Source organism: Nostoc sp. FACHB-133 (assembly GCF_014698055.1).
Lineage (GTDB): Bacteria > Cyanobacteriota > Cyanobacteriia > Cyanobacteriales > Nostocaceae > Nostoc.
Genome location: NZ_JACJSH010000078.1, coordinates 1 through 20,291 on the forward strand (window position 1 = coordinate 1; position 20,291 = coordinate 20,291).

Annotated in this window: 16 protein-coding genes; 15 read left to right on the forward strand and 1 reads right to left on the reverse strand. The window is 39.5% G+C overall.

Annotated elements, in window-relative coordinates; all coding sequences use genetic code 11:
* The coding region (locus tag H6G86_RS33555; protein WP_190937960.1) for a hypothetical protein at positions 1 to 549 on the reverse strand (549 nt) is incomplete at its 3' end.
* 176 nt (positions 550 to 725) lie between these two features.
* Between H6G86_RS33555 and H6G86_RS33560 the strand changes: the two genes are divergently transcribed.
* The 15 genes from H6G86_RS33560 (at position 726) to H6G86_RS33630 (ending at position 20,284) form a co-directional block, all read left to right on the forward strand.
* On the forward strand, positions 726 to 929 hold the full coding sequence (locus H6G86_RS33560; RefSeq protein ID WP_190937961.1) for a hypothetical protein: 204 nt from the start codon (positions 726 to 728) through the stop codon (positions 927 to 929).
* A gap of 204 nt (positions 930 to 1,133) precedes the next feature.
* On the forward strand, positions 1,134 to 2,753 hold the full coding sequence (locus tag H6G86_RS33565) for an ATP-binding protein (protein WP_190937962.1): 1,620 nt from the start codon (positions 1,134 to 1,136) through the stop codon (positions 2,751 to 2,753).
* 3 nt (positions 2,754 to 2,756) lie between these two features.
* Positions 2,757 to 3,272, forward strand: coding sequence for a DUF192 domain-containing protein (locus H6G86_RS33570; RefSeq protein WP_190937963.1), 516 nt, complete (start codon positions 2,757 to 2,759; stop codon positions 3,270 to 3,272).
* 473 nt (positions 3,273 to 3,745) lie between these two features.
* Positions 3,746 to 4,351 (forward strand): hypothetical protein, encoded by a 606-nt coding sequence (locus tag H6G86_RS33575; protein ID WP_190937964.1) that lies wholly within the window; start codon positions 3,746 to 3,748, stop codon positions 4,349 to 4,351.
* A gap of 169 nt (positions 4,352 to 4,520) precedes the next feature.
* Positions 4,521 to 4,835 carry a hypothetical protein gene (locus H6G86_RS33580; protein WP_069074926.1) on the forward strand — a complete coding sequence of 105 codons (315 nt, stop codon included), beginning with the start codon at positions 4,521 to 4,523 and terminating at the stop codon, positions 4,833 to 4,835.
* Between the two features lie 322 nt (positions 4,836 to 5,157).
* Positions 5,158 to 7,980 carry a putative type IV secretion/conjugal transfer ATPase gene (locus H6G86_RS33585; protein WP_190937965.1) on the forward strand — a complete coding sequence of 941 codons (2,823 nt, stop codon included), beginning with the start codon at positions 5,158 to 5,160 and terminating at the stop codon, positions 7,978 to 7,980.
* 2 nt (positions 7,981 to 7,982) lie between these two features.
* A complete protein-coding gene (locus H6G86_RS33590; protein ID WP_190900038.1) occupies positions 7,983 to 8,693 on the forward strand; it encodes a hypothetical protein in 711 nt (236 codons plus the stop codon).
* 59 nt (positions 8,694 to 8,752) lie between these two features.
* A complete protein-coding gene (locus H6G86_RS33595; RefSeq protein WP_190937966.1) occupies positions 8,753 to 9,871 on the forward strand; it encodes a hypothetical protein in 1,119 nt (372 codons plus the stop codon).
* 67 nt (positions 9,872 to 9,938) lie between these two features.
* Positions 9,939 to 10,730, forward strand: coding sequence for a hypothetical protein (locus H6G86_RS33600; RefSeq protein ID WP_190937967.1), 792 nt, complete (start codon positions 9,939 to 9,941; stop codon positions 10,728 to 10,730).
* The gene (locus H6G86_RS33605) at positions 10,727 to 12,313 is read left to right on the forward strand and encodes a TrbI/VirB10 family protein (protein ID WP_190937968.1); all 1,587 of its coding nucleotides are present in this window, start codon (positions 10,727 to 10,729) and stop codon (positions 12,311 to 12,313) included. The genes H6G86_RS33600 and H6G86_RS33605 overlap by 4 nt, the downstream gene beginning before the upstream one ends.
* Positions 12,310 to 13,041, forward strand: a complete 732-nt coding sequence (locus H6G86_RS33610; protein WP_242065103.1) for a hypothetical protein — start codon at positions 12,310 to 12,312, stop codon at positions 13,039 to 13,041. Before H6G86_RS33605 ends, H6G86_RS33610 begins: the two co-directional genes overlap by 4 nt.
* On the forward strand, positions 13,038 to 14,252 hold the full coding sequence (locus H6G86_RS33615; protein WP_190937969.1) for a hypothetical protein: 1,215 nt from the start codon (positions 13,038 to 13,040) through the stop codon (positions 14,250 to 14,252). Before H6G86_RS33610 ends, H6G86_RS33615 begins: the two co-directional genes overlap by 4 nt.
* A gap of 28 nt (positions 14,253 to 14,280) precedes the next feature.
* A complete protein-coding gene (locus H6G86_RS33620) occupies positions 14,281 to 16,068 on the forward strand; it encodes a type IV secretory system conjugative DNA transfer family protein (protein WP_190937970.1) in 1,788 nt (595 codons plus the stop codon).
* Positions 16,069 to 16,176: 108 nt separating this feature from the next.
* The gene (locus tag H6G86_RS33625; protein WP_206758457.1) at positions 16,177 to 16,680 is read left to right on the forward strand and encodes a relaxase/mobilization nuclease domain-containing protein; all 504 of its coding nucleotides are present in this window, start codon (positions 16,177 to 16,179) and stop codon (positions 16,678 to 16,680) included.
* 28 nt (positions 16,681 to 16,708) lie between these two features.
* On the forward strand, positions 16,709 to 20,284 hold the full coding sequence (locus H6G86_RS33630; RefSeq protein WP_190937972.1) for a DUF3854 domain-containing protein: 3,576 nt from the start codon (positions 16,709 to 16,711) through the stop codon (positions 20,282 to 20,284).
* Positions 20,285 to 20,291 lie beyond the last annotated feature (7 nt).

Genomic DNA, 20,291 nt, shown 5'->3' on the forward strand with positions numbered 1-20,291 from the left:
ATTTTCTATTTGTGCATTTGCGACAGCATCTCCCAATATATTCTCTTTTTCCTGTTTTGGCACGATTTCTATTTTCGCATCTTTAGGTTGAGGATTACTGCCTTTCTTTAGTGGAAATTCTCTGACAACATATAATTGCTCTTGTTTAGCAGTACCTGATGCAAGACATCCCCTAGATTTGACAAAAAGAGTTGAGTCCGATGAAATATCAGCAAAGAAGCTAGGCTTAGTGATAAACTTTATTTCTCCAGCAGGGCCCCATACATAAATGGGTGTTTGGAAACCTTGAGTAGGAATATTTTTAGTTTCATCACAGCCCAAATTTATTTTTCTATTTAAATCTACGCCAGCATTCCCACAAACTTTCCAAGTTACTTTGTATAAATCAGGCGTACTCTCGACAAACTGTTTGAACTTTTGCTCTCGCTCTGCTTCTACTGCTTTTTGAGCAGAAGCAGCTTTTTGTTCTGGTGATTGGCATGAAGACACTCCCAAACTTAACAGTAAAGCAAGTACATAAATCCGGTTTTTGTTAAGATTGAATATCATAAAAGCACACCTAATTTGCACAATTTTTTGTCAATATCTTAACAGATGAATAAGTTTGAAAGTCAATTTATTAAATATATTTATTTTATCTATAGATAAATATGGCAAATATTAAATACAAAAAATAGTTGAGACTTAAATATTAATATTAATTGCAATTTTCTGATAATATAGCGTTGATTTTAAGTAAAATTGCTCACTCAGACAATGCGGTTGAAGAAGAATTCAGAAGTCAGAATGGGCTAAACGCCCCGCTACCGCTAACAGGAGTCAGAATCAATCAGTCGGGGATTCAGACCGGCGCAGGTCTTGTTGACCACCAAATCTACGATTTGGTGGGGGTTTTAAATCCTATTATTCAGACGCTCCTGCGTCGCTAACGCTGCGCTATCCGCTTTTTCGGTCATAAAACATTGCTGAATTCTGACTCCTGACTCCTTAATTCTGTTGGATAAATTAAGAGAGAATGGCATATTGTAGTCAAAAAGCAAGAGGTAAAAGTACTGTATTTTTCAATACTTTTGTCTGTGGAAACAATTTTTTACAACTTTTATTATCAGGATGACCAACAAATAAAAAAACTGATGAATACTACGCTGATAGAGCAAGTATTTGACCTGATAAAACTAAACAATCCTTTGATTGCGATAGAAGCTCCACTGCAAGAAAGGGCAAGACTACTGAAAAGCATTGCTAGGGAATGTCAACAAAAGCACGTTTTATGCTATCTGTGGACACTATCAGACGATCAACTACATCAGTTAGAGGTTAATGGGCAGGACTTGATTTTACAACAAGTACTAGAGTATCAGCCGATGACCAAAAATAAACGCGAAGATTACTTTGAGATCCTGCGATTTTGGAAAGCGACTGAAAAAGAAGGCATTTTAATATTAGAGGGGATATTTCCTTGGTTGGAAAACTCAACTACTGACCCGGATTTTTTCTTAACCGCCGAATGGATTAAGTCTGCCCTTATAAATCTGAAACTTGACAACCGGAACTCAAATAGAACAGCTATCCTGTTGGGGCCAAACGCCAGTCTTTCATCTGAAATTACCGCATTTGTGCCGATGATTAGACAAGAACTGCCAACAGTTGAAGAAATCAGCAATTATCTACAAGGGGTATTGTCAAAAAACTATAGTGAAAAGGAAATTAATGAGATTGCCCTTGCTGCTGTGGGGATGTATTTAGCAGATATTGAGTATGGGATTAGTTGGGCTACAGCTTCTTGTACCAAAGCCCAAGAACTGACAAAAAAACTTTCTCTTTACAAAACTGACCTGCTCAGGCGAGTTTACAATATTGAGTTTCTCCAGCCCCCAGCAATTGAAGTAGGCGGACTGGACTTGATGCAGGAATCTTTTAAGACATATAAGCGCTTATTAACGCCGTTAGCTAAAGCATATAATCTTCGGCTACCCAAAGGTATTTTATTGATTGGGCCCCCAGGCACAGGTAAATCTCATTCAGCGAAAGCTTGCTCCCAGCGATTGGGGATTCCGATGATCGTTTTAGAGTGGGGCAGTTTTCGTAGTTACGGCAACATGGCGGAGTACAAGCTAAAAAACTTGCTGGCACTAGTAGACAGGATTAACCGTGTAATTCTATACCTAGACGACTTTGACAAGGGATTTACTCTCAATGATGATTTGTCCCGAAGACTAGCAGGGATGTTGTTAACCTGGATGCAGGAAAGAAAGAGTGATGTATTAATTATTGCTTCTGCCAACAACATTGAATGGCTACCACCAGAACTGACTAGAAGCGGGAGATTTGACGACATTTTTAAGGTGGATTTACCCAATAATGGGGAACGACACTCGATTTTTAAAATTCATCTCGCTAGATTTGATTATCGGTTCCGTGATAGAGATGGGTTCAGCGATGAAGAATGGCGTAGACTGCTCAAAGCGACCCATCGCTGTGTGGGTGCGGAAATCCAAGCAATTGTGGAAAGGGCGGCTATCTCTACTTTTTGCCTGATGTTCACAGACGATGTTCCACCTATAGGTGAACTGCCGCCGCTAGAAATTAGACTTGAAGCATTATTGTCAGCGAGAAATAATATGAATCCTCTGGCAATCCGGGAAGCTGAACGGATTGAGGGTATGCGAAACAAAGCTGATTTACAAGGTTTACCGTCCAGTCCCCTTGACTCAAGTATATATAGTGCCGGCAATGTCAATATTTTTGGTTAAATTATGCAATTAGTCAAAATTCCCACAACAATCGACTTATATGCTGCGGCTTACAAACTGTTAAATATTCTTGGCCCAATTGCGGGAATATCAATAATTGTCGCTTCATCAACTATCGTCTACTTGCAAACTCGTCCCCAGCATTTACCCACAAAGCAGATGCTCACCTACAATCAGCGGACATTCAAGTTGGAAGTAGCCACCACACCTGTTGAATTAGAGAAGGGGCTGAAGTTTCGCAATCATTTGCCCGGCGATCGCGGGATGTTGTTTAATTTGGGCAAGGAATACAAAAATGTCCCCTTTTGGATGGAGCAAGTAAAAATCCCCCTAGACATCATTTTCATAAAGGATAGTATGGTGACGACGGTGATTTACAACGCTCCACCCTGTGCAAAAAATCCTTGTCCAATTTACAGGGGCAGTGTTGCTACTCAGGTTTTAGAACTGCCCTCTGGTACTGTTAAAATTCAAGTCGGCGACAAGCTCGACATCCAGCCTTTACCGGTTCCATACTGACCAAGCCCCGTTGGAGCGGTTATGAATTCACCGCAAACGAGTCGCACTACCCCCAATACGGTTTGGTGAAAGGTATTGGTATTGGTTTTGGATACATCCTTTACCCAATACCTGCAAAGCCATTCCCCAGACCACAAGGAAAGTGAAAAATGCTTATCTGAACCGTATTCGCACCACCCCACACCCTCCTGCTTGATGAGAAAACCAATAAAGGGAAAAAAGTCAATAGGCTATCTGGTGCTTATTTTTCTAATTTTTCTTAATGAATACAAAATTGTATACCTATATAATTTAAAATACTGATAATAAACAGCTATAACATCTATATAAGCAGTCTAGTTGCTATATTTACTGTGAAATAGATTGTATTAAATATTCTATGTAAGCAAAGGTACGGTTTTTTTTAGTACTTTAGTTTGTAGGTTTTGTGGGTGAAAACTCGAATAATATGCGTATCGTTTTAGGAGAACGAAATGCATACTTACGGCAACGAGACTGAAAGGTTTGTTAATACCGATACTGCTGCTGTACTGACTTCAGGAAAAAAGAACAGCACGATAACAAATAGCACACTAGTGCTAATGGGAACGACGGGTGCGGCAATGATTGTGTCGATGTCAGTCCATAACATCCTCTTAGGTGGATTGATGATTGCTACGGCGATCGCTATAGCACTACCAAAGCAATCTCAAGCTCTGTTGACTAATTTTGAGCAGATACAACGCAAGTATGGAGTCAATCTTTATGCGGTGTTGTTTACGATTTTGACGGTTGTTTGTCTACTTGACTTTGCTTCCTCGCCAGCCGATGCACAGTTTTTTAACACTGCTCAAACCTGGATGACTAATACCTTTGGTAATGCTGGGAACGGACAAACACAAGCAGTTGTAGCATTGTTCTTCAACGTATTAAGGGGTCTGTTCTTACTCTACGTAGGCATCAGCCTAGTCCGGGTTGTTCAAGCGGCCCGCAACGATGAAGATTGGCAAACATTAGCCAGAACTCCATTAATTATTGTCCTTTCAGTTTTTGTAGGAGATTTAGTTACTGGCTTGATTGTTGGTGGAGGTGCGGCATAACCAACAGTAAACAGTTATCAGTAGAGAGTGATGTATTTATCTGCATCGTCAGAGTCCCCCATTTCTCACTCATTAGTAGGTAACAGTTAGGGTCAAACTATTTGACTGAAACTGTGATAACTGATAACTGATTTAACACAGTCTTTTCATGCTGAAATAGTTTGAGATCATGAAAAATGAAAATAAATTTCGGACTGTAAATAGAATTTTGGGAGACAGACCCAGATTAGGCCCATTTCCCGCCGACCAAATTTTTCCTTGGTCAGTAATAGGAGTAGTGAATGTATTTGTTGTTTCTTATACATTTCAAGCTGGATGGTTAGCAACTGGATTAAGTATTGCTTGGGGATGGGCAACATGGTGGGTAGTTTCTACGAATAAAGATTTTTTGGGAAAATTTATCGGCGTACCACGAATTAGTAGAGGTTATATGCCTTTTAAAACATTGAAAAAGAATACAAAAATCAGAATTAAAAGGGAATAGGTAACAGGCAACAGAGGAATTCCCAGAATTAAAGAAGTAGGTTGAGAGTCAAAATTCACTCCGTCAGGGGCGATGTCCTGAGCTTGTCGTAAAGCCTACGGCATAGCTACGCTTAGGGCGTAGCTTCTCCAAGAGTTGGGTCATAATTCAGGAATGTAATAGACCGAAAAAGCGGTGCTTCGTAGCATCTCCGGCTCTGCTCCTGAATTCTTCTTGAATTTCTCATTTTCTACCGTTCCCACTTAAGAGTTAAGAGTTCCCTATTTTGTAACAGTAAATAATTTGAATCATCCACCAATCGTAGATAATTTGTACCTTCATAATGAAAACTCCGAAACAATCTAAATATCCAGATAAATTAGGTAAGAAAAAATTAGAAAAAGAGCAAATTGAGTTTGCTAAAGTCTTGACTCCCTTTGAGGACATTATTCATTTAGCAGGGATTTGCAACTTGAATTTAGGCGGGAGAAAAGGCATAGGTGCATTGATTCTCAAAAAAGGCGAATCTATTCAGATTAAATTTTGTTTTGATTGTTTAGGGATTCATCCGAATTTAGCCAATGAACAAATATTACCGATATTCGAGGGTGTAGAAGCCGGACTTAAGGAAATCCCAGAGCAAGAATCAATGACCATACATTTTGGTTCATTTACTTCGGATTATGAACGGCAACAAGAACTTAAGCAAATTGAGAATACTTGTTCAGTCGAACAACTTAAACTCTTGATTCGTAGCGAGAGATTACGAATAAAAGGATTAACCAAAAGTGGAATCCGAAAAAACAAATTCTTGAGGTTATGGTGTACTTATACTGTTGCTTCTGATGAGTCACGAAATCAAGATTTTGTTGAGTCTATTATTAAACAATTGGAGAAATTATGGTACAAATTCACTGGAGAGATTCACTACATTAATAATACCAAGATTGAAAATATTCTGCAAAATTCATTTAATGATGGTTTTCAATCATGGGAGAATTTGCTTAGTAATAAGATGAAATTAGGGATTAAAGCTTTGAGTCCTGAAGAACTCTGGACGGTAATCTGGCAGCAATTTAACCATTCTCCACCAACAGCAATCCCAAATCCCTTAAAAATAGATGAAATAAATGGACTAATTGAAACCCAAACAAGTGATTTTCACATCCGGCATCATTTACTAGAAGATGAGCAGTCTTTACCATTTTTGGATCGTCAATGGGTAAAAATCCAAGATAAATATATTGGAGCGCTGAATTTTAGTCAAAAACCAGGGGGCTGGATAGACGAACAGGGACAACTAAGATATCTCTGGTCACTGATATCTAGAGATAGGATTTTCGATACTGAAATCATCTGTCAAGTTACGAAAGCTAACCAAGGAATCACAAAAACTAATCTGCAAAGACTAACTAAACAATCGATTACTTCTACGACATTATCCAGTGATAAAGGTAATATTGATGTCAAGTCGGGACTGAATATTGAGTCAGCAGTAGAAGCCCAAAAGACGATTTACAAAGGAAATGTTGTCGTACACACGGCTGTAGTTTTTCTGGTACACCGTCAATCAACACGCTCTTTAGATGAAGCTTGCCGTTACCTTGCGAGTTACTTCTTGCGTCCGGCGGCAGTTGACCGGGAGATAGAATACGCCTGGAAGACATGGTTGCAGTGTTGTCCATTTGTTTGGGAACCACTGTTAACCAAGCCTTTTAACCGCAGACTGCCATATTTTAGTTCAGAAGCACCAGGGCTGATGCCTTTGATTCGCACAGCCACAGGAGATCGGACTGGGTTTGAGTTAATTGCAGAAGAGGGCGGAACACCTGTATATCTAGACTTGTACCAAAATCACAAGAATCTAGCTGTTTTCGGTGCAACTCGTTCGGGGAAATCAGTACTGGTGGCTGGAATTCTTACACCAGCACTTGCCCAAGATATCCCAGTTGTCGCTTTAGATTACCCCAAACCAGATGGTACATCTACCTTCACTGACTACACTAATTTGTTGGGGAAAGACGGGGCTTACTTTGATATTTCTAAAGAATACAACAATCTTTTTGAGTTACCGAATTTGCAAGGGTTAGAACCAGAAATTATCAATGAAAGATTGAATGATTTCAAGGAGTTTTTGAAATCAGTGTTAATGACAATGGTGATTGGAACTAGCATGATTGGGGTTAGTCCTGGGATGATTACCAATATTGAATCAATCATTGCTTTAACATTAAAAATATTTTTCAACGATGATGAAATCAAAATGCGCTATAAGTTAGCGCTCTTATCAGGAGTGGGAACTAAGGCATGGACAGAAACTCCAACACTGCAAGACTTTTACAAATACTGTTCCCCAGCCTTTGTTAAATTAGATTCTATTGCCAGTAACAGTCGAGATATAATGTCAGCTTTAGAACAAATTCGACTGAGACTTAGTTACTGGTTAAGCACAAGAGTTGGACAGTCAATTTCTCGCCCTTCTAGTTTTAGAACTGATGCAAAATTACTTGTTTTTGCATTAAGAAATTTATCAAGTGAAGCGGATGCAGCCATCTTAGCTCTGAGCGCTTATGCTGCTGCACTCAGACGAGCGTTAGCATCGAAAGTCAGTATCTTCTTCCTCGATGAAGCACCAATCTTATTTCAATTTGAATCAATTGCAGATTTGATTGGTAGATTGTGTGCAAATGGTGCAAAAGCGGGAATTCGCGTAATCCTATCTGCCCAAGAGCCAGAGAGTATTTATCAAAGCAAGGCAGCATCTAAGATTTTTGCAAATATTGGGACTAGATTAGTCGGGAGGATACAAACCTCAGCAGTAGACCCCTTCATAGATAGATTTAAATATCCTGCCGAAATCATTCGGGTTAACAGTACAGAAGCTTTTTATCCTCAAAAATCGGGGATTTACTCTCAATGGTTGCTTGATGATAACGGTAAGCTCACTTTCTGCCGTTATTATCCTGCACACTGTTTACTGGCATCTGTTGCCAACAATCCCCATGAGCAAGAATTGCGGACTCTTTTTCTGAAAAATTATCAAGATAATCCTTTGTTAGGAATGGTCAGGTTTACTGAGGATTATATCAAAATGATTCGGTCAGAAGAATTATCTGAGGAAGCTAAAAAACTGATGTTTCAATTACAAAAAACAAAGGTAGCTTAACCATGAAGAATCGTCAAAAAGTTGCTGTACTACTTTCTGCTACTGTAGTAAGTTTATTACTAGCTACACCCAGTTATGGATTAGTCATTAGTGATTTTTTTAGCTCTATAATTGATGATATTAAAGGTGAAGTAAGTCAGATCCAAACTTGGACAAAATCGCAAATAGATCAGAGTTGGGCTGGGATTAAAAAAGATGCTCAAGCTGCAATTGATAATACTGTCGGAGAGATGGGAGCGCCAGATCCGATTGCTAGTAGCGATGAACTCAAAAATCGTATTGCTGATACTTACTCTTTACCAGTCGCTAAGGAAAAGGGGCAAGATTTAGAGCGAGAACTCACAAGAGCTTCAATCATCAGTGTTGTAGGTAAAACTGGGCAAGCAGATACATCTCAAAAAATAGAGAAAACAACACAAATAGCTCAAGACGCGAAAACCATTGCTGACCAAGCTCAAGACATGGATGCTTCTCAAAATGTCCTGAAAGCGATCGCCGCTCAAAATGGTCTGGTGGTTTCCATGTTGGCACAACAGCGCACTGATTCATTGCAAGCAAGGCAGGATAATTCATACTCCAATCTCATGCTGACTCAAGTTGCAGAAAACACAGCAAATGCACGCAAAAAACAAGATTTGAATGAATTAGGTACTCTTTCTTTGACCCATGAACTTATCGGTATATCTCGTTTAGATCCAACGCAAGAAAATTAACCAGGAGAGGAAACTCTTAACATCTTCCTGATTCCTTATCATCAATTCACCCTTATCTTATGCTTTCAAGAAATTACTTATTCGCTCAATCTCAGTTTGCTGGTGCAGATTTATTAGAACAAGCAAGTAAGACAGCAGATTTTATTGCTCAAGGTTTTAATCAGACTTGGGAAGAAACTATCACAGGTGATTTATATGCTGCTATGTGCAAAGTCGGTGTATTATTCGCCGTTGCAACATTTGTTTTTTTCATGGTTGAGTGGACAAAGAAAATGCTCTTAGGTGATGAACAACGTGCATACACAGATTTTATTTGGGTGTTGATAGTTATAGTACTCCTAGCAAATAATGGCAAAGCTTTAGGAGCAGGTACTCTCGGAATCAGAAATTACATTAACAATACAAACCAATACATGCTAACACGTACAGCAAAAGGTATTGATTTAAGAGCTGCATATCAAAAAGCTTTGGGTGTAGAAGCGGTGCGTGGAGCTATTGCGAAAGAAATAGAAAATTGCAAAACCTCGTCTTTGAGTCCAGAAGAATCTGTTAAATGTTTATCGGACGCTAAGAATAGACTTCAACAAGACTATCCGAGTTATTTTACTGGTGAAGGCGGCCCGTTTTCGTGGGTCATTCAAAAAATAGACAGAATTATTCAAGCTCCAATAGAGGCAATTAAAGGTGGGGCTAATCCTATACAAGTAATACTTTCCCCTTTCAGTGCTTATATTGGTTCTTCGGTCATCGAAATTGTTTCCATTGTACTGATTGGGTTGAACGGAGCTTACCAATGGGCGATTGAACTAACGATGTTGTTAACAGCACTTCTCGGCCCTTTAGCTGTAGGTGGTTCTTTGTTACCTTATGGTGGAAAAGCAATTTTTACTTGGCTTACGGGTTATTTCGCTGTAGGAATGGCAAAACTTTGTTTCAACGTAATTGCCGGATTAGCCGGACAATTGATTGCTACCTCTAGAGCAGATCAACCTCTATTCTTTCTTTTTACAATTGGGATTTTTGCTCCTTTCTTAGCAACTGGATTAGCTGCTGGTGGTGGTTTAGCTGTACTTCAACAAATCAACAAAGCGGCTGAAACCTATAGCACAATCGCTATTGATGCTACTAAAGCTATAACAACATCTGGTGGCAGTTTAGTATCAAAATTCAGTAAATAGAGGTAATAGCTATATTAAGAGTTCTCTATTAAGAGTTAAGAGTTCCCTCTTCACCAATAATCTAACAATGTTTAATACAAAGAATGGTACAAAGGCAAAACCAGAGCCGTTACAGCTTCTGCAATATAACAAATCTGTCCCAACTAGAATCGGAATAATTTCACTAGCTGGATTTTCGATGGCTTTGTTCTCTTTATTACTACAAATCCTTAATTATGGGGCAGTCAGTAGTTTAGGTAAAAAGCAGTTAGCCCTAGTGCAATTGTCATCAGGAGAATCAGTTGTTGCCCAAGCAGTAGAGCCGAATGAACGCTCCGATGAAGTTATTAAAAAATTTATTTCTAACACATTTATCAAGATGTTTAACTGGGATGGAATTGTTCAAACTTTTAATGAAAAAGGAGAAACCATTACTAAACAAGATGCTGGTATAGATGTAGGTAGAACTGAACGTTCTAATGGCAGAGTAACTACTTCTTCTTATGAAGCTGCTTATGCAATCAGTGAAAAGCATGATTTTCGGACAGCATTTTTGCGTAAGCTAGCTCAAATGACCCCAGCAGGGGTATTTAACGGTGATACACAAGTATCTTTGATTCCCCGCTTCATTTCATCACCTCGCAAAATTAAAGATGGTCAATGGTCAGTAGATTTAGTAGCTACTCTCGTTACTTTTACAAGAGTTGATAATGCAGGCAAAGGTATACCCTTTAACAAAACTATTACTGTAGAAGCCATTAGTACACCGCAAAACATCCCTAATGATACTACTGCTCTGGCAAAAAAAATATATCAAGTCAGGCAAGCTGGATTAGAAATTACGCAAATCGTCGATTTAAATTTGGCTAACAGACAATGACAAATACTCACATTAATAGCTCATCAACTGTAGATGATTTTCTCCAAATAGATGATGACTTAAAATCTTCAGCAATGAGTTCAGATTCTAGCCCAAGGGAAATTACGTCAGAGGGAGAATTAGATAATCCATCAGTCACAACTAAACATACAGTAATTACTTCTCCCTGGTCAAGATTGTTGGTCATAGCACTCCCTTTTGGATTGACCTTCCTAGCTATATTTTGGCTGCTGAATGGAATTTTTAATCCTGATAACCGCGATACTACTAAAACTATTGAAGAACCAAAGTCTTCAGGAAATAAAGAACAAGTTGAGCAAACAGATGGGGATGTTTACGCTAAGTTAGCGCTGAATCAGCAAGAAGATGAATTAAATAAGATTAATCAGAGTAAGCAGGAAGTTAAAGTTAATAATAAACCTGTGAGTGTTGCAGCTTCACCACCAACACCAACAGCTAGACCTGTGGCACAAACACAAAGTTATAGCCCTAGACGATATTACGTTCCGAGTAGAACTAACCAGACTATTTCATCACCACCTCGTAATCAAACATTGCCAAGAATTAGTAATCCTGTTAGGACTGTTACGCCGAAAACAGAAACGCCAACAGACGTGATAGCTGAATTTAATCGACTTCGCAGCTTAGGATCTTACGGAAAAATCGCTTATACACCTACTTCAAATAACCAGCAGATATCAACAGAGGCGACATCCTTTCAAACACCGAATACAACACAAATTAAAGTACAGCCACCCAATAGTGCTTATACAACACAGCAAACACGCCCTAACTTCTCTAACAGTACATCCACAGAAATTGAGAAAATTCGCCCTCGTTGGTTAGCCGATTCTAAATCTGATAAACAAGTAGCAGATGGTAATTACTTGTCTCAAGAAAACCAAATTCTGCAACAGCGTAAAACTCGCTATTTAGTCGTTGGGGAATTCGCAAATGGTGTTTTAGTGACTCCAGTGGTCAAGCAGCAAAGCGAAAATACTCGCTTCCAACAACAGCAGGCTCCAGATGATAGTAAACGCTATGTTGCTAGATTAACGGCTGATTTGCATGACAACTATGGAAATGTGGCAATTCATAAAGGCACTTTATTGGCCGTTGAACCCCTACAGGTTAATGGTGGCTCTTATGTAAGTGTGCAAGTCACGAGCATTATCAAAGATAACACTGAGTACCCAATTAGTAGCGGTGCAATTTCTGTATTAGGAGAAGGCGGCAAACCCTTGTTAGCTAAACAGTTCCAAGATAAGAAAGGGGGAGGTTCTGACTTGACTGTGGGATTAGTCAGTGGTTTGGGCCAAGTAGGAACAATCCTGAATCAATCTGATTCCAGTAGCAGTGTAGTTAATTCTGCTACAGGGACATTTAGCTCTAGCACGACTTCAAACAGCCAGCGCAATATTGGCGGGGCATTCTTACAAGGTGCTTTTGGCAAGCTTAGTGACATCATTGCTCGTCGTGCAGAAGCCTCTAACCAAGAAATCACCGCTCGTCCCAATGTTTGGTATATCCCACAGGGGACGAAGATTACGTTTTTGGTGAATCGTTCTCTGGAGTTGCCATGAAGAAGTTAAAACTCATGACAGCGCTCCAGCTTGGGGTTGCTGCTTTTTTGGCAGTGTGTCTAGTTCCAGTCAAAACCTATGCTCAAAGTACAGTCCGCACTATAAAGCAATCTCAGGTTAGTGGCAGCACTGCCAAGCTGCAAAAAATTAAGGTCTGGAATGGCTCAGGCGTATCAATTTCATTTTATGAAGTCAATGAGATGGTGAAGCGGGTGTGGATTGACGATCCCTCGCAAGTTCTGATTGACACTGATGGTTGTTTAGAGGGAATCGACCAGAACTGTCAAAACAGTAGTGCTGGATTACTTCACTTACGCCGGATTAAAAAGCTTCCGGTTCCAGGACTGCCGCAAACAAGTGCAACTTTGCTTACAGTGATTACTCAAACTGCTTCTGGCTCGCGCAAAGTTTACCACTTTCAAGTTACCCCATCTAATTCCCGTCCTGAATATAGTCAAGTGTCAATTATTAACGACAAGCCATTTTCTCTAGTAGCTCGACCGAGATTATCGCCCTTAGTACAAACTATCAACACCATAAAACAAATCAGAGCGGGGATGAGAGTAGCGATTAGTAATGGTTTGCTCAATCAATCTGATGAACTTCACAATCGGATTGAGCAATTCTTGACTCATTTTCAAGGTGGAGAGCAAATGCCTGCTGCTGCTCTTCAAGCTGGTGTTTCACTTAAATTAGTTAACAAATTAATTGAGCTTGGACAAATATGAAAACATCAAAGCGTTCGCCCAAAATTAGTTTTGACACGATTCGCTATTTAATATTGTTTGGGTTGCTAGCAGGATTGTTTATTCACAGTTTTTGTAAGTATGGAATCATGAATCAGGTAATTGGATTTATACTGCCCAAAGCATCAGCACAAGTCCCATTTGTTAGTAGCAAGAATGGCTTGATTCCAGACTGGTCAAAAATGAAGTTTCAAGACATGATTGTATCTGAATCTGGTAATGTGACTTACCCAACTGACCGAGGTAATCAGACTAGAACTTGGCAAGCTGGACAAAGTATTGGCGATTTTATGGAGCTTGGGGATTTTGAAGATGCCAATCTGAATATTGAAAAGCTTACCCTTTCGACGATATCTCAGGCATTAGCTATTGATTTAGATAGTTTAAAGCTTGATGATTTTGGAATAATCAAAACTCAAACCCTTAGCGATTTAGTCAAGGCTATACCTGATTTAGCTAATCAATCAGCCAGTAGTGTAGCACCAATAGCCGACTTTTTTCGCCAAATGGGTATCAGCACTAATCAAAGAATTGGTAACGTTGCTAATTATTACAATTTAGATAATATCACTCTCGGCAATGAAATTGATTTGTCTAAATACAAGCTGACATCGATTCCGGGGATTGAAAACTCATCATTTGATGAATTTGCTAATTGGCAAGATACTCTAATTTCAGACATCCCCGGATTGAAGGATTTATCTTGGAATAATTTTCCTAATGTGCCAGAGCCGGATCTTTCTTTCGTTGGTCAAGTAGATTTGCCATTGGGAGATATAGAAGCTAACCGGATTCGCAGCATTTCTGGCAGTTATCAAGAGGGTTTTAATGTCCCTTGCAATCAAAATAATTGCGTCCACTTTGAAGCTTCAGGTTTTGGGCAGACCACTGGAGCGCAATGGATTTCGGGTAAAGTCCAAAAAGTAAAAGGTGGCTATGGAATTTTAGCTGTAGCTAATGGTGGTCTTGAGCCAACAGGTCGTCATCCCTTTGGTAAATCATTTAAACAAGTTGTTTGGGATATAGATGAATCAAGCGGTTCCGTTAACACTGCTATGTTTTTCCGTTTCTGCAAGACTATTCCTTTTGTTGGTCGGACTTGTACTCCCTACTTTATTGGGCCAGTTCCGTTTATCAATTATCACGAAAAAGACCCAATTATTTTTGGTAGTCCCTCTACTGTTCCTAATTAACTATTCTTAATTCCTGAATTTTTGCGTGATGAGCAATAATTTGACTACTTCTACAAACAAACAACCATTTCATTTTGAACAGTTACAAAATCCACATAGTGACATTGGTAAGTACACTCATCATTTATTTAAACCAAGTGGATTAGCAATTATAAGTATGTTAGCTGCTTACATTTTAATGAGAGTATTTTTTGGCGATGGCAGTAATAAAAAGAAGATTGCTACTAGTTACTGGGGAGGTACTAAAGAAACTGCTGCTGCCAAGAAAAAGGCGCTACAACAAATAAATTCACCCAAATGTGATAGTGCTGCACTTTACATAGGTAAGCATAAATGCAAGGGTGCTAAACAAGAAAGTGGCGCTGGCACTACTTTTTATATTCCTGATGTTCAACGAGGAACGGCGGCAATTGGCGCTCCCGGTAGTGGTAAAACTTTCAGTGCTATTAACCCCGCAATTTACTCTGCCATTGACCAAGGATTTCCGATAATTGCTTATGATTTTAAGTATCCCTCTCAAGCCAAAATAGCTGCTTACGCTAAGGGTCAGGGCTATGATGTTCACATTTTCGCCCCAGGATTTCCAGAATCGGAAGTTTGTAATCCATTGGACTTTTTACGAGACAGTAGTGATGCTGAAACAGCTAGGCAAATCGCTACTGTAATTAATAAAAACTTCCGCATTCTTAGTAATAGTAATGAAGATGGTTTCTTTGCTCCAGCAGGGGATCAATTGACACAAGCTATCTTGATGCTGACTAAAGAGTTTGGCGAATGCGCTGATGTTATGACTAGTGCCGCCATCCTTTCTTCTGAACAAATGGTGCAAAGATTGATGGCAGCTAATCTCAATCCTTGGATTAAAATTGCCTTTGGTCAGTTGTTCAGTTCCGCCGCAAGTGAAAAAACTGTTGCTGGCATTGTATCTACCGCTAGCATCATGTTCACTCGCTTCATGGCCAAAAATACTATTGGTTGTTTCATTGGTAAGACTACTCTTCCCTTATCAATCAAAGGTAAACAGATGATTATCTTCGGGCTAGACAGAGAACGTCGGGACGCAGTTAGCCCTTTGCTCACCAGCATTTTACACATGACAATTGCTCGGAACATTGCTAAAAAGCGTCTTGATCCTCTTATAGTTGCACTCGATGAACTGCCTTCTCTGTACTTACCAGACTTATTCAAATGGCTGAACGAATCACGCTCTGAGGGGTTCTGCGGTATCCTGGGCTGGCAGAATATGGGGCAGCTTGAGAAAAACTATGGAAAGGAAGTTGCTAAGACTATTCTTGGGGCTTGCGGGACTAAGTTTGTTTTCAATCCTGGTGAAAATGAGTCTGCACAATTATTCTCCAGTTTCTTGGGCGATGAGGAAATCAAGTACAAGCATAAAAGCCGTTCTACAGGCGGGGGAAAAGCAAACACTACTACTAGTGAGCAGGAAAAAACTAAAAAACTCTTTGAGTCAGCCCAGTTTTTGAAGTTGCCTCCAGGTAAATGTGTCTTCATTAATCCTGCTTATTCTAATAAAAATGAGGGGTCGGTTCCTTTGCTAAAATCTCTCAAAATACCTCAAGCTATTCGAGATATTGAAGAATATAACCAGCAGCGATGGGCTAACGTTGTCAGTCTTTTAGCTCGAAAAAGTACTCAAAAATTTCCAACTCAGCAAGACTTAGATATCCGAATTGCTAATATTAACAATCGTTTCCCTTTATCTCAAAATACTCCAGAAGTTTCTAATAACTCTTTGCCTTTGGATATGTCTGAGGTTAGTTCATTGATAGATGTTGAATCAAATGTTTTTATTTAAAAGAGCCAGTAGTGAATTGTAGATGGGTATAAATCCTCGTCTCCATTACCCCAGTTAAAAGTTCCTTATTCCCTATTTCCCTTTCATTGAGAACTTTTCCTTATGCGAATGATTATTGAAGAATCTGCTATTGAGAGTTTTAGTATCCTTGAAGAAATAGCATGGAATCGAAAGACTTGCTCAGTCAGCTTTTTAGATATTCATGCTGAGACTTCCGAAATCATTGCCAGTTTTCAAGCTCTCTCTTATCGAAGGCCAAAACTTAAAAAAGTTGGCATTTATACCATAATTACTTTAAAAAATCTTCATCAGCCTCTGACAGAAGAATCTTGCCAACAAATTTTAAATCAATATGTTCATGGTATTGGTTGGAATGATTTACAGTTTATTAGCTATTTGGAAATTACACCTGATTGTCTTCATTTACATATTATCTTTAATCGCGTTACTCCGTCAGGTAAACTTATTGATTTAGCCTGCTTGGGAGCTGATTGGAAACAATATGAAATCCTCCAAAGATGCTGTTCTCAGGCTGTGCAAAAATCTTTATCTCAATGGTATCAAGAAAAACTGAACTCATCGCCAAGAGGTGGCATGAAAATATCGGTATAAAGATTAAAAATTCTCAACTAATAGTCTTATGTTTGATGAACGACATTTACAATTGAGTTCTGCTTATGCCAAAAGCAGTGAATACTTTGCCAGAGCAGTGATAGCTCCTTATCTAAAATTTGTATTGCACTCGATAGGGTTAGCAATTGATGATGAAATAAATAAGAGATTAAAATTGTCAATTGGTCAAGAAGCTTATGCGATGACTCCTGATGAGAATGGTGGTTGGAAATGGCAGAAAATTGACCCGCAAACTGAGGAATTTAATCAAGCAGAGTTTGAAGAATTTGAGGAATTATTAACAGAACTCTTAACTCCGCTTTTACCATCTTCTGGTGAAATTCCACTTTTACCACCAGAGAATACAGATCCGCTTTTACCTGGCTCTAGCACACCTCCTAAATTATCTCCGAGTGATTCACCTCCGCTTTTGCCACCCTCTGATAGACCTCCATTTTTGCCCAATTCTACTACACCTGTTGAATTGGTGGCTATACCAATCGCTCAAGAGGCTGACTCAATAATTTGGCAGGAGGCAGAGAGCAGAGGGGCACAGAAGCAGAGGAGTAGAGAAGAGGAGGAGCAAACAAGTGAAGAAGAAATTTGTACAAGTTTTTTCCCTCCGGGCCAAAAGCCTCCTTCTCCCGTGCCCCTGCCTCTTCTGACATCACGCATAGATATAGATCCAAATCACTGGCAAGAATTAGTCGAGGGGAGTGGGATCGCTCCAGAAATTGTCGAGCTTAATTTTAAGAGTTTACATTTAGACCCAATAGAATTTGAGCATGAAGCATGGGAATATCTCATGTACAGCCCAGAACTAAAACGTATTAATACTGGACGACTATCTACTGGGATACTCAACCAATATTCTCACCTTGAGGATGGCGGCTGGTGGTGTAATGCTGGTGTAGATCCTCGCTCATTTGCTTCACTCCAACCATCACAAAAGCCAACCCAGAAACTTTGGGGATGCTACAAACCTAATAACAAGAGAGAAAAACTCGATAATCCAGGTAAGTTTATCAAATATGAGCATCCCCCAAAGACTGGCTTGAGCATCTTCTTACTGGATGTGCCGATGAATATCGCTCGACAAATTTATGAATCGGCTGGAGTTGAGCCAAGCATTAGCGATCGCACCTGTGGGTTTTGGTACTGTGTGTGGAAGCACAATGTTCCAGTCACACTTACTGAAGGAGCTAAGAAGGCCGCTAGCTTATTGAGCCAGGGTGAAGCAGCAATTGGATTACCAGGGATTTATGCTGGCTATCGTAGTAAAGATGGGCTGGGAAATCAAATTGTGCCTGTATTACATGATGAATTAGCAGTTTTTGCTACCTCAAACAGGGACATTAAAATTTGCTTTGACTATGAAACTCGGTATAAAACTAAGCGCAATATTGATATCGCTACATCCCGGACTGGTCAACTTTTATCTGATGCTGGCGCTCAGGTCAGTGTCGTTGAATTACCAGGGCCAGAAAAAGGTGTAGATGATTTGATTGTTGTACAAGGGGTAGAAGCCTGTAAGCAAGTACTTATGGCATCTGTCCCCTTGGATGATTGGATTAAGAAAAATCAGCCACCCGATTTACGCTTGACAGTCTTTCTGAAAAATGGTGAACAGATCCATCTTTATGAACAACTTGGTGATGGCACTGTTAATCTAAGTCCGTCAAGAGAAAGTGTGGAAGAAGAACAGACAATTGCTCTTTTTGGAAAAACTCGTTCCAAGTTGTCAATCATACAACCAACAGACCTAATTACAACCCTAGAAAGTTCATCCCAAAATATAGGAGGGCAAGTAATAGATGCTGAAGCACTTGCCGATGAAAGTAAAGAAGAAGTTGCTCCTGCTCAAAACGCTTCTCTACCTTTAAAGGAGGTATCGGTTGACTCCTTTGATTCTTGGGCAAGAAGAGAACAGGTTAAACAATACCAGCAGAATTTTTTCAGAAAGCGTTTAGAAGCTAGAGAAAATAAGGAAATTGCTTCTGTAGCTTATGCCCTTGTGAAGAATTATGGTGTTGAAAAAGATGGTAATTTAGTTTATCAGGCTGATGCTTTTACTATCATAAAATCCGGCAATAATTACAGTATTCATCGCCGCGCTGACGAAACCTTGGCACTAATGCAATTTTCCGCCGATAAATGGGGAGCTATCACTCTGTCTGAGCAATCCAAAGATATGTTTCCAATCGAAAGGCAGGAGTTTTTGTTAGTTGCTGATTATCTCAAAAGTGGCAAACAACTACCTTCAGTCGATGAAGACCCCAGGAAGATTGCTAATACCCTTGGTTCACTCTCCCTTAATGGTACGCACACAATTTTAGAGAGCTTTAAAACTTCTGAAATCTTGCAAATCCTCACTCAAACTCTAAAAAGGACTGGTTGTGATGATTTGGAGTTGGGCAATTACCGTATTCTTTACCAGAAAAGTCAACGTGATACTACATCTACTCTGCAACTTCTGAAAACTGAACATACTGGTGTTACAAGAGTTGCTGCCAGCTTTGAATTCAGCAGAACAGATTCAGGTATGACACATCAACTTAAGACTCTTGCTGTTACTGAACAAGACATAGCTAAACTCAGATTACTTGCTCAAAAGTTGGATATTCAACAACCTGCCAAGGAAGCAACTGCCAATCCTCATGCTACCCGTGATATCGAAGTGCCTATTCACCCGAAAATTGCTAAACTTTGGCAAGACTTAGAAAATAGGCAACAAAAAAGTAATTCTGTTCCTTACGCAGCAGCACAGGTTGAGCAAAATTTTCTTTCCCCGGACTCTACGTTTGACCTAGCAAGCAACTCTCAAGATATCAATTTGCAGCCAGCCAATACAGTAGTAGCTAAACCAATCAAAAAAACATCTACTTCTCAACATCAATTAAGCAAATCTGACATCGAGAGCATTCTTCTACCCCTTCATCCTTTGCTTGGTCAATACTGGCAAGAGCTAGAAGATAATCATCGATGGGCTGATATCGCAAAACAGGAAAATGCCGAATTTCGTTTAAAGATTCAATCCAATGGCAAACTCTCCATTGGCGAACAACGCGAACTTTATCATAAAATTCAGGTTCAAGCTCAGACTGAAATTCGCCAACAACAAAGAACCAATCTCGTACTTCCACCTTTAAGCGAAATTACTCATGATTTGCGACAACAAATAAATCAACAACCTGATTCACAACATCTTACTGATTCTTCTAACTCTATTCGTAATACTCTCTTGCCCGTTCACCCGTTAATTGCTAAACCTTGGCAAGATTTAGAAACTACTGGCTTATGGGCGGGAGTCGCAGCGCAAGGTAATTATCCATTACAAGAGAAACTTAAACATACTGGCAAACTTACCCTTGGTGAGCAACGTGAACTTTACCATAAACTTTTAATTCATAGTGTTGTTGAGCAATGCCGCAAAGGATTAACTGATATTTCCCTTCCCCCACTAAACGAAATTATCCAAGATTTGATGTCTGCCCGTAGTGAAGTCATTCATAACACCTACACCCCAAAAGTTGAAGTACATTCCCAAAAACCTCAACAACCACATCATAAGGCTCAATCTAATTCTGCTGAAAATGAACTGTAAACTACAT

Coding starts and splice junctions, on each gene's coding strand:
- H6G86_RS33580 (WP_069074926.1), top strand. CDS start 4,521: ATGAAAAATGAAAATAAATTTCGGACTGTAAATAGAATTTTGGGAGAC.
- H6G86_RS33585 (WP_190937965.1), top strand. CDS start 5,158: ATGAAAACTCCGAAACAATCTAAATATCCAGATAAATTAGGTAAGAAA.
- H6G86_RS33565 (WP_190937962.1), top strand. CDS start 1,134: ATGAATACTACGCTGATAGAGCAAGTATTTGACCTGATAAAACTAAAC.
- H6G86_RS33570 (WP_190937963.1), top strand. CDS start 2,757: ATGCAATTAGTCAAAATTCCCACAACAATCGACTTATATGCTGCGGCT.
- H6G86_RS33605 (WP_190937968.1), top strand. CDS start 10,727: ATGACAAATACTCACATTAATAGCTCATCAACTGTAGATGATTTTCTC.
- H6G86_RS33615 (WP_190937969.1), top strand. CDS start 13,038: ATGAAAACATCAAAGCGTTCGCCCAAAATTAGTTTTGACACGATTCGC.
- H6G86_RS33600 (WP_190937967.1), top strand. CDS start 9,939: ATGTTTAATACAAAGAATGGTACAAAGGCAAAACCAGAGCCGTTACAG.
- H6G86_RS33575 (WP_190937964.1), top strand. CDS start 3,746: ATGCATACTTACGGCAACGAGACTGAAAGGTTTGTTAATACCGATACT.
- H6G86_RS33625 (WP_206758457.1), top strand. CDS start 16,177: ATGATTATTGAAGAATCTGCTATTGAGAGTTTTAGTATCCTTGAAGAA.
- H6G86_RS33595 (WP_190937966.1), top strand. CDS start 8,753: ATGCTTTCAAGAAATTACTTATTCGCTCAATCTCAGTTTGCTGGTGCA.
- H6G86_RS33610 (WP_242065103.1), top strand. CDS start 12,310: ATGAAGAAGTTAAAACTCATGACAGCGCTCCAGCTTGGGGTTGCTGCT.
- H6G86_RS33630 (WP_190937972.1), top strand. CDS start 16,709: ATGTTTGATGAACGACATTTACAATTGAGTTCTGCTTATGCCAAAAGC.
- H6G86_RS33590 (WP_190900038.1), top strand. CDS start 7,983: ATGAAGAATCGTCAAAAAGTTGCTGTACTACTTTCTGCTACTGTAGTA.
- H6G86_RS33620 (WP_190937970.1), top strand. CDS start 14,281: ATGAGCAATAATTTGACTACTTCTACAAACAAACAACCATTTCATTTT.